Here is a 12796-nt window from a genome sequence, read left to right as displayed (position 1 = left end):
GACGACCTAAGATGATCAACGTGTCCGACCAGCATGCACCACGGTCTCTCATCGTCACGCTCTACGGCGCGTACGGCCGCTTCGCGCCGGGCCCCGTGCCCGTCGCCGAACTGATCCGGCTGCTGGCCGCGGTCGGCGTGGACGCGCCCTCCGTACGCTCGTCCGTCTCCCGCCTCAAACGCCGCGGCCTGCTGCTGCCGGCCCGTACGGCGAAGGGCGCCGCCGGGTACGAACTGTCGCCTGACGCACGCCAGTTGCTCGACGACGGCGACCGGCGCATCTACGCCACCGCGCCGCCCGAGGAGGAGGGCTGGGTGCTCGCCGTGTTCTCGGTGCCGGAGTCGGAGCGCCAGAAACGGCATGTGCTGCGGTCTCGGCTGGCCGGGCTGGGCTTCGGCACGGCGACACCCGGGGTGTGGATCGCTCCCGCCCGGCTGTACGAGGAGACCCGGCACACCCTGCAGCGGCTGCACCTCGACCCGTACGTCGACCTGTTCCGCGGCGAGCACCTCGGGTTCGCGGCGACCGAGGAGGCGGTCGCCCGCTGGTGGGACCTGGCCGCGATCGCCAAGGAGCACGAGGCGTTCCTCGACCGCCACGCGCCCGTGCTGCACGGGTGGGAGCACCGGGCGGACACCCCGCCCGAGGAGGCCTACCGCGACTACCTCCTCGCCCTCGACTCCTGGCGCCACCTCCCCTACACCGACCCCGGCCTGCCCGCCCGCCTCCTGCCCGAGGACTGGCCCGGCGTCCGCTCGGCCGCCGTCTTCCGGGACCTGCATGCACGGCTCAGGGACGCGGGGGCCGAGTTCGCCGGCGTGTGACCGCGAGCCACACCGCCCGTCACTCACGCAACCCTCGGCGTCCAGCCGGTTCGCCCCTCAAGTCCCCAGCGTCAGACGGGGCTTGGGGGCGTCCGTGCGTCCGGTCTGCGGGCGGCGGCTGCCCGCCCGGTAGGGGGCCGGCCAGACGACGCCGGGGCCGTCGTAACCCTGCTCGGCCGCCGCGTGCAGGGTCCAGTGGGGGTCGTAGAGGTGGGGGCGGGCGAGGGCGCACAGGTCCGTACGGCCCGCCAGGATCAGGGAGTTGACGTCGTCCCAGGAGGAGATCGCGCCGACCGCGATCACGGGGACGCCAACGGTGTGACGGATGCGGTCCGCGTACGGCGTCTGGTACGAGCGCCCGAACTCCGGGTGGTCGTCGGCCACGACCTGTCCGGTCGACACGTCGACGGCGTCGACGCCGTGCGCGGCGAAGGCGCGGGCGATCTCGACGGCGTCCTCGGCCGTCGTGCCTCCGTCGGCCCAGTCGGTGGCGGAGATTCGGACGGTCATGGGCTTCTCCTCGGGCCAGACCCCGCGTACGGCGTCGAAGACCTCCAGCGGGAAGCGGAGTCGTTTCTCCAGTGAGCCGCCGTAGGCGTCGGTGCGGCGGTTGGTCAGCGGGGAGAGGAAGCCGGAGAGCAGGTAGCCGTGGGCGCAGTGGAGCTCGAGGAGGTCGAAGCCCGCGCGGGCGGCCCGCCAGGCGGCGGCCGTGAACTGCTCGCGGATGTCGGTGAGTTGGGCTCGGGTCAGCTCGCGCGGGGTCTGGCTGTCAGGCTTGTACGGCAGCGGGGAGGCGGCCACGAGGGGCCAGTTGCCGTCGGGCAGCGGTTCGTCCATGCCCTCCCACATCAGCCTGGTCGAGCCCTTGCGGCCGGAGTGGCCGAGCTGCACGCCGATCGCGGTGCCCGGTGACTGGGCGTGCACGAATTCGGTGATCCGCTTCCAGGACTCGGCCTGCCGGCCGGTGTAGAGGCCGGTGCAGCCGGGGGTGATCCGGCCCTCCTCGCTGACGCACACCATCTCGGTCATCACCAGGCCGGCGCCGCCGAGGGCGCGGGCACCCAGGTGGACGAGGTGGAAGTCGCCGGGGATGCCGTCGGCCGCCGAGTACATGTCCATGGGCGAGACCACGACCCGGTTGCGCAGGGTCAGGCCGCGCAGCCGGAACGGGGTGAACATCGGCGGCGTACCGGACGGGCAGCCGAACTCGCGCTCCACTGCTCCGGTGAAGCCGGCGTCGCGCAGCCGGAGGTTGTCGTGGGTGACGCGGCGGCTGCGGGTGAGCAGGTTGAAGGCGAACTGGCGGGGCGGCTGGCCGAGGTAGAGGCCGAGGTTCTCGAACCACTCCAGGCTGGCACGGGCCGCACGCTGGGTGGAGGCGACGACTGGCTTGCGCTCCTCCTCGTACGCCGTCAACGCCCGTTCCAGGGACGGCTGTTCCTCCAGACAGGCGGCCAGTGCGAGGGCGTCCTCGACGGCGAGTTTGGTGCCGGAGCCGATGGAGAAGTGGGCGGTGTGGGCGGCGTCGCCGAGCAGGACGACGTTGCGGTGCGCCCAGTGCTCGTTGACGACAGTACGGAAGGTCGTCCACACGGACTTGTTGGAACGCAGGGGGCGGTCGCCGAGCGCTTCCGCGAAGATCTTGGCGCAGCGCTCGACGGACCCGGTCTCGTCCAGTTCCTCGAAACCGGCCGCGCGCCATACGTCCTCGTGCATCTCGACGATCACGGTGGAGGCGTCGGCCGCGTAGGGGTAGCCGTGCAGCTGCATCACGCCGTGTTCGGTCTCGGCGATCTCGAAGCGGAAGGCGTCGAAGGCGAAGTCGGCGGCGAGCCAGATGTAGCGGCAGTGGTGGGTGGCCGCATGGGGGCGGAACACATCGGCGTAGGTCTCGCGGGTGGTGCTGTTGACTCCGTCGGCGGCGATGACGAGGTCGTATGTCTCGGCGAGCCGGTCGGGGTACGGGGCCTCGGAGCGGAAGCGGAGGTCCACGCCGAGGGTGCGGCAGCGGGTGTGCAGGATTTCCAGGAGGCGTTTTCTGCCGAGTGCGGCGAACCCGTGGCCGCCGGAGGTTTGGCGGGTGCCTCGGTGGACGATGTCTATGTCGTCCCAGCGGACGAAGTCCTTCTGCAGAGCCTCGTACACGACCGGGTCGGCGTGTTCGATGCCGCCGAGGGTTTCGTCGGAGAGGACGACTCCGAAGCCGAAGGTGTCGTCCGGGGCGTTGCGTTCCCAGACGGTGATCTCGCGGGACGGGTCGAGACGTTTCAGCAGGGCCGCGGCGTACAGCCCTCCGGGGCCGCCGCCGATGATCGCGACACGCATCGCGACCTCACCTCCCCTGCCACTTCGGTGGGCGCTTCTCTGTGAACGCCGCGTGGAACTCTGCGTAGTCCTCGCCGTTCATCAGGAGGGCCTGGGTCGAGGCGTCCAGTTCCACCGCGGCCGCCAGTGGCATGTCGAGCTCGGCTGTGAGCAGGGCCTTCGTTTGGGCGTATGCCAGAGCCGGGCCGTCGGCCAGGCGGCGGGCGAGCGTCTGCGCCGCCTCGTCCGCTCGGCCCTCGTCCGTGAGCTCGCTGATCAGGCCGATTCGTTCCGCCTCGGGGGCGCGGACCGGTTCGCCCAGCATCAGCAGGCGGGTCGCGTGGCCCAGGCCTACGACCCTCGGGAGCAGATATGCGGCGCCCATGTCGCCGCCGGACAGGCCGACCCGGGTGAAGAGGAAGGCGAAGCGGGCGGACGGGTCCGCGACCCGGAAGTCCGCCGCCAGGGCGAGGACCGCGCCTGCGCCTGCCGCCACGCCGTGCACCGCCGCGATCACCGGGAACGGGCACTCCCGTATCGCCCGCACGGTCTGGCCGGTCATGCGGTTGAAGTCGAGGAGCTGAGCGGTGTCCATGGACAGGGTCGCGCCGATGATCTCGTCGACGTCGCCGCCGGAGCAGAAGCCGCGGCCCTCGCCGGCCAGGACCAGGGCCCGTACGGACCGCTCGCGGGACAGTTCGGCGAGCAGGTCGCGCAGGTCGGCGTAGGCGCCGAAGGTGAGCGCGTTGAGTTTCTCGGGGCGGGCGAGGGTGACGGTCACGACGCCGTCGGCGTGCTCGACGCGCAGGTGCCGCCAGTCGGAGGTGCGGGCGGCTGAGCCGGTGAAGGGACTCATGACGTGCGGCCTCCTCGGGGGGCGGGCACTGCCTCACTGAGCTCTACCCCTCGAAGCTATCACTCATCCGTGACTGTCGTCACGAGGGCGCGATAGAACACCCAGGGCGGAGTGCGGACATCACCGCGGATCCGACCCGGACCGGTCACGTTCGTCACGGCTCGTCGACAGGGCGGCAACGGTGGGAGCAGCGCCGCGAGGCAAGCCGTTGCTACGGGTAAGCCGCCCGTCAACGGGGCCGAAGGTCCCGTACGGCGCCCGTCGGACGTCACTGCCGGGCGGCGCCGTACCATTCATAAGGTTGAAAGCAGGACAGCCTGCTCATGAACGGACCCGCCTTGTACGAACGCCCCTCCGCTTCCGCCGCCTCCTGGCGCATCGCACTGCCGCACTCCGCCGCGGCCGTGCCCGTGGCCCGCGCACTCGTGCGCACCGCGCTGGCCGAGCTGCAGCACGGGGCCGACTGCGACACCGCGGAACTGCTCACTGCGGAGCTGGTTGCGAACGCCGTCGAGCACACCGCCGTCGGCGACTCCCCGATAGAGCTCGTGGTGGAGCTGCTGCCGAGCGGCTGCCAGGTCGAGGTGCACGACCCTGACCCGGTGCCACCGTTCGATCTCGCCTGGCCGGGCGCTCAGGCGCCCGACCCCTGGCAGGAGCACGGGCGCGGGCTGCTGCTGATCCGCGCGCTCAGTTCGTCCTGCGGTCATCGGCCGACGACGTCCGGCAAGGCCGTGTGGTTTCGCCTGCCGGTGGTGCCTCAGCAGCGGCGCTCCGCCTGAGGGACGCCGCGGTCAGGCCAGCGTCGCGACCAGGACGGCCTTGATGGTGTGCATACGGTTCTCGGCCTCGTCGAAGACCACGGAGTGCTCGGACTCGAACACCTCGTCGGTGACCTCGAGCTCCATCAGGCCGTGCCGCTCATGGACCTCGATGCCGACGCGCGTGCCGAGGTCGTGGAAGGCCGGCAGACAGTGCAGGAACTTCACGTCGGGGTTGCCGGTGGCGCGCAGCACGTCCATGGTCACGGCGTAGGGGCCGAGCAGCGCTATGCGCTCGTCCCAGACCTCCTTGGGCTCCCCCATCGACACCCAGACGTCGGTGGCGACGAAGTCGGCTCCGCGTACCCCCTCCTTCACGTCCTCGGTGAGCGTGACCCGGCCGCCGGAGGCCGCGGCGAGCTGCTGGGCCAACTCGACGATCGTCTCGTCCGGCCACAGCACCCGGGGCGCGACGATACGGACGTCCATGCCGAGCAGGGCGCCCGTGACCAGGTAGGAGTTGCCCATGTTGTAGCGGGCGTCGCCGAGATAGGCGAAAACCGTCTCGTTCAGAGGCTTGTCGCTGTGCTCGGTCATGGTGAGCACGTCGGCCAGCATCTGGGTCGGGTGCCACTCGTCGGTGAGTCCGTTGTAGACGGGGACCCCGGCGTATGCGGCCAGCTCCTCGACGACACCCTGCCCGTGCCCGCGGTACTCGATCGCGTCGAACATCCGCCCAAGCACGCGCGCGGTGTCCTTCACGGACTCCTTGTGCCCGATCTGCGAGCCCGCCGGGTCGAGGTATGTCGTCGAGGCGCCCTGGTCGGCGGCGGCGACCTCGAACGCGCAGCGGGTGCGCGTCGAGGTCTTCTCGAAGATCAGCGCGATGTTCCGGCCGCGCAGGTACTGCGTCTCGGTCCCGGCCTTCTTGGCGGCCTTCAGCTCGGCGGCCAGCTCGATCAGGCCGAGGAACTCCTGCTGGGAGAAGTCGAGCTCCTTGAGGAAGTGGCGGCCGGCGAGGGCGGTCGGGACTGTCGCCATGGGGGCGCTCCAGGAATGCGGGGACGAATACCGCTGGAAGTCTATACGATGATTTGCATTTCTATACGGCATCCCGTTCGACCGGACAGCTCATACAGCGCGGCCCGCCCCTGCCCCGGCCCAGCTCGCTGCCCGGGATCTCGATGACCTCGATCCCCTGCTTGCGCAGGTGCGTGTTGGTGGTGGCGTTGCGCTCGTAGGCGACGACGACGCCGGGCTCGACGGCGAGGACGTTGCAGCCGTCGTCCCACTGCTCGCGCTCGGCGGCGTGCACGTCCTGGGTGGCGGTCAGGACGCGGATCTCGCTCAGGCCGAGAGCGGCCGCGATCGCGCGGTGCATGTGCTCCGGCGGATGGTCGGTGACCTTGAGTTCCTTGTCGCCGGCGCCCGGTTCGATGGTGTATGAGCGGAGCATGCCGAGGCCCGCGTACTGGGTGAAGGTGTCGCCGTCGACCATCGTCATCACGGTGTCGAGGTGCATGAAGGCGCGCCGCTTCGGCATGTCGAGGGCGACGATCGTCCGGGCCGAGCCGGCGTCGAACAGCTTGTGCGCGAGCATCTCGACGGCCTGGGGCGTGGTCCGCTCGCTCATGCCGATCAGGACGGCGCCGTTTCCGATGACCAGGACGTCCCCGCCCTCGATCGTGGACGGATAGTCGGCCTGTCCCTCGGACCAGACGCGGAAGGTTTCGTCACGGAAGAGGGGGTGGTGGCGGTAGATCGCCTCGAAGTGGACCGTCTCGCGCTGGCGGGCCGGCCAGCGCATGGCGTTGACGGCGACGCCGTCATAGATCCACGCGGAGGTGTCCCGGGTGAAGAGGTGGTTGGGCAGGGGCGCAAGGAGGAAGTCGTCGAGGTCCATGACGTGGAAGCGCACGGAGGTCGGTTCCGGGTGCGCATCCAGGAACTCGCGCTTGGTCATGCCGCCGACCAGCGCCTCGGCCAGCTCCTGCGCGGGCAGGGTCTCGAAGGCGGCTCTGAGGTGGTCGGTGGCGAGGACGCCGTACTCCTTCTCGTCGAAGACCCGATCCAGGACGAGCGTTCTGGCCGCCGGGATCTCCAGGGCCTCGGTGAGCAGGTCACCGAAGAGGTGGACGGCGACCCCGCGGTCGCACAGGACGTCCGCGAACCCGTCGTGCTCGGCGCGCGCCCGGCGCACCCAGAGCACGTCGTCGAAGAGGAGGGCGTCCTTGTTGCTGGGAGTGAGCCTTTTGAGCTCGAGATCCGGCCGGTGGAGTATGACGCGGCGCAGCCGCCCGGCCTCGGAGTCGACATGCATTGCCATGTCTCCATCCTGACCATCGGGGGGCCTGTTGACCCGCCGGTCGGCCGTTTCTTCGATTACTTGTTTTCGTCCTCTTGACGATAATCAGGTGCGGCGGTTATCGTCGAGCAGACGAAAACGAGGGGGTCCGATGGCCGACATCACTCGGCGCCTGGGCTGGCGCCACCTGCGCGGGGCGCCGACGGCGCACATCCGGCACCATCGCGCCGGGAAGCTGCTGCACGACGGCCCGGGGCTCAGCTTCTGGTTCCGTGCGCTGACCGCGGCACTGTCCGAAGTACCGGTCGACGACCGGGAGTTGGCGATGACCTTCCATGCCCGTACGTCCGACTTCCAGGACGTGGCGGTGCAGGCGACGGTGACGTACCGGATCAGCGACCCGGCGCTCGCCGCCGCCCGGCTGGACTTCTCCGTCGACCCGGACACGGGGGTGTGGCGGAGCGCGCCGCTGGAGCAGCTGGGGACGCTGCTGACGGAGACGGCCCAGCAGCATGCGCTGGACGTACTGGCCCGTACATCGCTGTCGTCGGCGCTGGTCGACGGGGTGGCTGCGGTGCGGGAGCGGGTCGCGGCGGGGCTGGGCGCGGAGCCGCGGCTGCCTGCCACCGGCATCGAGGTGGTCGCCGTACGCGTGGTGGCGCTGCGGCCCGAACCGGAGGTGGAGCGGGCCCTGCGCACGCCGGCCCGGGAACAGATCCAGCAGGAGGCGGACCGCGCGACGTACGAGCGGCGGGCCGTGGCCGTCGAGCGGGAGCGCGCGATCGCCGAGAACGAGCTGGCCAGCCAGATCGAACTCGCCCGCCGTGAGGAGCAGTTGGTCGAGCAGCGCGGCACGAACGCCCGCAGGGAGGCCGAGGAGCACGCCGCGGCGGACGCCGTACGGGCCGAGGCGGAGGCGGCACGGACGGTGAAGCTGGCCGAGGCGGAGGCGGCACGTTCGGTACGGCTGGCCCGTGCCGAGGCCGAAGGGGCCCGCGAGGTCGGTGCGGCGCGGGCTCAGGCACAGGCGGCCTGGCTGCAGGTGCACACCGAGGTGGACGTCGCGACCCTGCACGCCCTCACCGCGACCCGGCTGGCGGAGAACCTGCCGCACATCGACAGCGTGACCATTTCGCCGGACGTGCTGACAGGGTTGTTGGCCAAGCTGGGCTTGCAGGAGCGGGCGTGAAGGCGGGAGCTGGACAGACCGGATTCCCCCGAGCGAGGGTGATCGGCCTGCCACCGGCCGGCCCGTCCGGGTTCTGCGACGCGGGCCCGAGTGCCGGGCAGCCGCCGTCCGTCGTTGCACCGACGGAGGCGCTCGCCCGGCCCGTCCTCTCCGCGGAGCGCGCCGCGTGAGCCTCGCCCCGCGTGTCGTCCTCGTCCATCGCACCACGGAGTACGAGGAGCTGGTGGCCCACCACGGTACGCACGGACAGGCCGCCTTCTTCCTCTCCTCCCGGGGGCGGGACATCGGGGAGGTCGCCGAGCGGCACCGACGCACCCGGCGTGCGCTCGCCGAGGTGACCTCCGCGATTCCGCTGACCTGGCGTCAGACTCTGGTCGAGCGGAGTGACTTGGACCGTTTCCTGTTCGCGCCGGAGGACGTCGTGGTGGTCGTCGGACAGGACGGGCTGGTGGCGAACGTCGCCAAGTACCTCGCCGGGCAGCCGGTGGTCGGCATCGACTCGGACCCCGGGCGCAACCCGGGCGTCCTGGTGCGGCACCGGCCTGCGGACGCGGCGGCGCTGCTCCCGGCGGTCCTCACGAGCGCCGTGGACGAACTCACCATGGTCGAGGCCGTCGCCGACGACACACAGCGGATCGTCGCGCTCAACGAGATCTACCTGGGCGCCGCCGGACATCAGACGGCCAGGTACCGCCTGGGCCTCGAGGGCGACGGGGGTGTCGTCGAGGCCCAGGCTTCGTCCGGGGTGCTGGTGGGGACGGGGACCGGGGCGACGGGATGGATCCGCTCCGTGTGGCAGGAGCGGGGCGCCGCCCTGACCGCCCTGTCGCTGCCCCGCCCGACCGACGACCGGCTGCTGTGGTTCGTACGGGAGGCGTGGCCGTCGCCGGCCACCGGTACGTCGCTGGTCGCGGGCGAGCTCGCGGCCTCGGCCCGCCTCGCTCTCACCGTCGAGTCCGAGCGGCTGATCGCCTTCGGGGACGGGATGGAGGGGGACGCGCTGCAGCTGACCTGGGGGCAGTCGGTGCGGGTGGGCGTGGCGGGCACGTCACTGCGCCTGGTCGGCTAGCGGAAGCTCCTGCCCCGTCCGCTGCTGCGCCCGCACCGGCGCCCACAGCGTCGCACCGGAGACCAGCGCGATCGCCGCTGCCGCCACCAGCACCGGTACCTTCCCCAGCGCCGCCGCCAGCGCCCCGCCGCCCAGCGCGCCGACCGGCACCGTCACCAGGAGCGCCGCCTGGTTGAAGCCCGCGACCCGGCCCTGCAGACCGGCCGGCGCGATCAGCTGCTGCAGGGTGGTCAGGGAGATGGTCCAGACGGTGACGGCGAGGCCGTAGGAGACCTGGTACGCGAGGAGCAACGGGAGGGCGGGACCGGCCGACGCCGCCGGCATCAGGAACCCCGCCGCGCCCGCCACCAGTCCGCAGATCCTCGTCGTCCGCCACAGTCCCAGGCTCTCGCCGAACCGCTTGGCCACCGCGATCCCGAACACGGTGGCCGCACTGAACGTGGCGTACGTCGCACCCAACTGCCAGGCGGCAAGGCGGAGTTCGCGGCTCGCGTACAGCACGTAGAGCGCGGCCGAGGCGCCGCTGCCGAGGTTGAGACCCGCACCGGCCAGCACCATGCGGTACAGCCGTCGTTCCCGCCGTACGACATCAAGTCCCGCCCGCAGGGCGGCAGTCGGCGAGGTGCCGGGGGCTTTCTGTGGTGCGGCCGGGGTGTCGAGGGCGGCGGGCAGGGCGAACAGCACCAGGGCCTCCACGGCGTATGCGATGCTCCCGGCCGTCAGTGCGGTGCCGGTTCCGGTGAGGGCCACGAGGACGCCGCCGAGGGCCGGTCCGCCGATCTGGCCGATGGTGCGGGCGCCGGTCAGCACGGAGTTGGCGGCGAGCAGCCGGTCGGGGCCGACGACCCGGGGCAGCGCCGTCTGGAGTGCGATGGAGAGGGTGAAGGTCAGGGTGCCGGAGACCGCGGCGACCGCGTAGAGATGCGGCCAGGTGAGGTGCCCTGCGGCCTGGGCGAGCGGGACGGAGCCGACCACCAGTGCCTGGAGGGAGGTGGCCAGGACCAGCAGACGGCGCAGGCGTACGCGGTCGACCAGCACTCCGGCAAAGGGGCTGAGCAGCGCGCCGGGCAGATACGTCAGCGCCAGGATCACGGACGCGGCGAACGGCCCCGCGTCCAGCACCGTCACGGCGAGCAGGGTCAGGGCGAGCGCGGTGATCTGGCGGCCGACGGAGCCTGCCGTCTGCTCCGCGCAGAGCAGGACGAAGGGGCGGTGGCGTCGTAGGGGGCGGGTCCTGGGCGGGGCGGTCACCCGTCAGATTCCGGTGCAGGGCACGGGCCAGCGCCGGATGCGGGGCGGCAGGGCCACCGCCCGGCCATCGGTGAGCCGGGCCAGCCCCTCGTCCGCCAGCAGCGTCGCCGCCTCCTGCTGGACGGCGCTCAACTCGGCCAGTGGCGTGGCCTCCTGCAGCGCGTCGAACGTGGCGAGCAGGTCGGGGTCGTCGAGCGTGTAGCGCGCCGACACCCCCTTGTCCCGCCGGTCCATGACGATGACGAAATCGGGCCCGCGCCGGTGGTAGAACATCCGGTAGGCATACCCCGGCTCGTCCAGGCGCACCGGCACGCCCCAGGTGGGAAGCGAGACATACGTCCGCCCGTCACGGAACAACAGGCCGAGTTCCAGGGCATGTCGAAGCCATTCACCCAGGTCCTCGGCGGTGAGCCGATGGCCGTCCTCCGTCAGCAGGCGGTGCAGCGCCGTCCCGCTCCGCCCGTCCTCCAGCCGGCGCAGGGCGGCCGCCTGCCAGCCCGTGAACCGGTGCGTGCGCCGCGGCCAGCCGTGCCGGTGGTCGTGGACCAGCAGCGCGTCGGCCTCCTCGGCGAAGGTCAGCCGGGAGCCGGGGTGGCCGAGCAGCCAGCGCTCGATGCCCGCCTTGAGCCGTGCCTCCACCTCTCCCCCGATGCCCGCGTCCTCCGTGTCGAACAGGTAGACAAGCTCGGCGAGTTCGTCCTCGGGCAGGTCGTAGACGTGCTGGTACATCTCGGCTGGGCCGCGCTTGCCGAAGCCGAGGCCGGGGTCGTTGAAGTGGGGGCTGAACCGTTCGAGCTGGATGCGGTGGGCGCCGCTCGGGGGCTGGAGGTGGACGAGTGCGGGGAGTTGGTCGATGACGGGGGTGTAGTCGTCGGCACTCTCGCCCGGGAAGCCGTACAGGAGGTTCCAGGAGCAGGTGAGCGAGTGGTTCTCGCACTCGCGGAGGGTGCGGATGTTGCGGGCTCCGGTGACGCCCTTGTCCATGAGGTCGAGGACGCGGCTGCCGAGGCTCTCGATGCCGGGCTGGATGTGCACGGTGCCCGAGTCGGCGAGGAGGGCGAGCTGGTCCGGGGTGAGGTTGGACTTGACCTCGTAGTGCATGCGTAAGTCCCAGCCGCTGGCGGCGGCCCTCGGCAGGAAGTCCCTGAAGTACGCCATGTCGATGATGTTGTCGACGGTGACGACGTCGAGGATGCGGTGCCGGCGGACCAGGCGGTCGACCTCGGACCACAGGCGCTCGCCGGGCTTGGCACGGAAGGCCATCGCCGAACCGTTCAGCCCGCAGAACGTGCAGTGGTGCTTCTCGCCCCACCAGCAGCCGCGCGCCCCTTCGACGACCAGTTTGGGGTGCACGTACTCCGCGACCGGGGAGGCGTCGAGGGCCGTCTGCCAGTCGTCGTAGTCGGGCGAGGGAATGTCGGCGGGTGCCACCGTGCGCCGCGACTCCTCATTCGCACGCGAGACCTCGCCCTCCCACCAGCACAGGCCCGGTACGTCCGCGGGAGGGGTGCCGTCGTCGAGGTGCCGCAGGAGCGCGGGGAAGGCGTACTCCCCCTCGCCGCGCACCACATGGTCGACGAAGCGGTGGTTGCGGTGCAGGGCGTGTCCCATGAGGCCGTCGCAGTTGCTGCCGCCGAAGACGACACTCAACTGCGGGCTGCGGCGCTTGAGTTCGCGGGCCAGTGCGAGCGAGGACACGTTCTGCATGAAGGTGGTGGTGAAGCCGACGACGTCCGGCTCGTCCGCCAGGACGGCGTCCGCGCACTCGGCGATGAACTCGGCCGCGTACGCGCGCATTTCGCACGCCGTGTCCACGTCGATCCCGTGCCGGACGGCGTAGTCCCGCAGTCGCGCGGTGCCCCAGCCGGGGTCGTCGTAGAGCACTCCGGAGAAGACCCAGTCGCCCAGGCCGTGGAAGATCGAGTCGCTGCCGACCCGTACGTAGTCGCCCGGTCGCAGCCGCCCGCCGGAGCGTTCCAGCAGGAACTCCGCCCAGCGCAGGGAGCCGTGGAACTCGCGCACCTCGTCCTGCGGGCGGGTGCGCGAGACCAGGGCATGCAACAGGCCCACCTGCAGCGACGGCAGATCGATCGGATGCCAGGGCATCGTCACGAGCGTGATGCCCATGCCGCCCCGCAGACCGGTCAGGGTGTCGGCCGTTTCTCCACGATGCGCGGCTGCCGGTTGGTTTTCTCTTCCTCCCGGACCACTACCTTCTTGATCTCCACGTCTGCCCC

The 12796-nt window shown here is 71.3% G+C and carries 11 protein-coding genes; 5 read left to right on the top strand and 6 right to left on the bottom strand.

Annotated features, from left to right (window positions below; all coding sequences use genetic code 11):
• The first annotated feature begins 11 nt into the window (after positions 1–11).
• Positions 12–824 carry a PaaX family transcriptional regulator C-terminal domain-containing protein gene (locus tag ACFY10_RS09160; RefSeq protein WP_390664418.1) on the top strand — a complete coding sequence of 271 codons (813 nt, stop codon included), beginning with the start codon at positions 12–14 and terminating at the stop codon, positions 822–824.
• Between the two features lie 57 nt (positions 825–881).
• Here ACFY10_RS09160 and ACFY10_RS09155 read toward each other — a convergent pair whose 3' ends face one another.
• Both ACFY10_RS09155 and ACFY10_RS09150 read right to left on the bottom strand, forming a co-directional pair.
• Complete coding sequence (locus tag ACFY10_RS09155; RefSeq protein WP_390664417.1) at positions 882–3149, bottom strand: bifunctional salicylyl-CoA 5-hydroxylase/oxidoreductase; 2268 nt, start codon at positions 3147–3149, stop codon at positions 882–884.
• Between the two features lie 7 nt (positions 3150–3156).
• Positions 3157–3984 carry an enoyl-CoA hydratase family protein gene (locus ACFY10_RS09150; RefSeq protein WP_390664416.1) on the bottom strand — a complete coding sequence of 276 codons (828 nt, stop codon included), beginning with the start codon at positions 3982–3984 and terminating at the stop codon, positions 3157–3159.
• 323 nt (positions 3985–4307) lie between these two features.
• Here ACFY10_RS09150 and ACFY10_RS09145 point away from each other — a divergent pair, with 323 nt between their 5' ends.
• Positions 4308–4766 carry an ATP-binding protein gene (locus tag ACFY10_RS09145; RefSeq protein WP_390664415.1) on the top strand — a complete coding sequence of 153 codons (459 nt, stop codon included), beginning with the start codon at positions 4308–4310 and terminating at the stop codon, positions 4764–4766.
• A 12-nt stretch (positions 4767–4778) separates the two neighbouring features.
• Here ACFY10_RS09145 and argF read toward each other — a convergent pair whose 3' ends face one another.
• Positions 4779–5786 carry an ornithine carbamoyltransferase gene (argF, locus tag ACFY10_RS09140; protein WP_390664414.1) on the bottom strand — a complete coding sequence of 336 codons (1008 nt, stop codon included), beginning with the start codon at positions 5784–5786 and terminating at the stop codon, positions 4779–4781.
• 61 nt (positions 5787–5847) lie between these two features.
• Positions 5848–7071, bottom strand: coding sequence for an arginine deiminase (locus tag ACFY10_RS09135; RefSeq protein WP_390664413.1), 1224 nt, complete (start codon positions 7069–7071; stop codon positions 5848–5850).
• 130 nt (positions 7072–7201) lie between these two features.
• Here ACFY10_RS09135 and ACFY10_RS09130 point away from each other — a divergent pair, with 130 nt between their 5' ends.
• The 3 genes from ACFY10_RS09130 to ACFY10_RS09120 are packed head-to-tail and all read left to right on the top strand — an operon-like array spanning position 7202 to position 9308.
• A complete protein-coding gene (locus ACFY10_RS09130; RefSeq protein WP_390664412.1) occupies positions 7202–8239 on the top strand; it encodes an SPFH domain-containing protein in 1038 nt (345 codons plus the stop codon).
• Positions 8236–8409: a hypothetical protein gene (locus ACFY10_RS09125; protein WP_390664411.1), complete on the top strand. Its 174-nt coding sequence runs from the start codon at positions 8236–8238 to the stop codon at positions 8407–8409. The genes ACFY10_RS09130 and ACFY10_RS09125 overlap by 4 nt, the downstream gene beginning before the upstream one ends.
• On the top strand, positions 8406–9308 hold the full coding sequence (locus tag ACFY10_RS09120) for a hypothetical protein (protein ID WP_390664410.1): 903 nt from the start codon (positions 8406–8408) through the stop codon (positions 9306–9308). The genes ACFY10_RS09125 and ACFY10_RS09120 overlap by 4 nt, the downstream gene beginning before the upstream one ends.
• Here ACFY10_RS09120 and ACFY10_RS09115 read toward each other — a convergent pair.
• The gene (locus ACFY10_RS09115) at positions 9288–10559 is read right to left on the bottom strand and encodes an MFS transporter (RefSeq protein ID WP_390664409.1); all 1272 of its coding nucleotides are present in this window, start codon (positions 10557–10559) and stop codon (positions 9288–9290) included. The two genes, ACFY10_RS09120 and ACFY10_RS09115, sit on opposite strands and share 21 nt — an antisense overlap.
• A 3-nt stretch (positions 10560–10562) precedes the next feature.
• Entirely contained in the window at positions 10563–12686 is a 2124-nt protein-coding gene (locus ACFY10_RS09110) for a RiPP maturation radical SAM C-methyltransferase (RefSeq protein ID WP_390664408.1), read from the bottom strand.
• Positions 12687–12796: the final 110 nt, after the last annotated feature.

Source organism: Streptomyces sp. NPDC001401 (assembly GCF_042895385.1).
Classification (GTDB): domain Bacteria; phylum Actinomycetota; class Actinomycetes; order Streptomycetales; family Streptomycetaceae; genus Streptomyces.
This window is presented reverse-complemented; position numbering and strand designations above follow the sequence as displayed.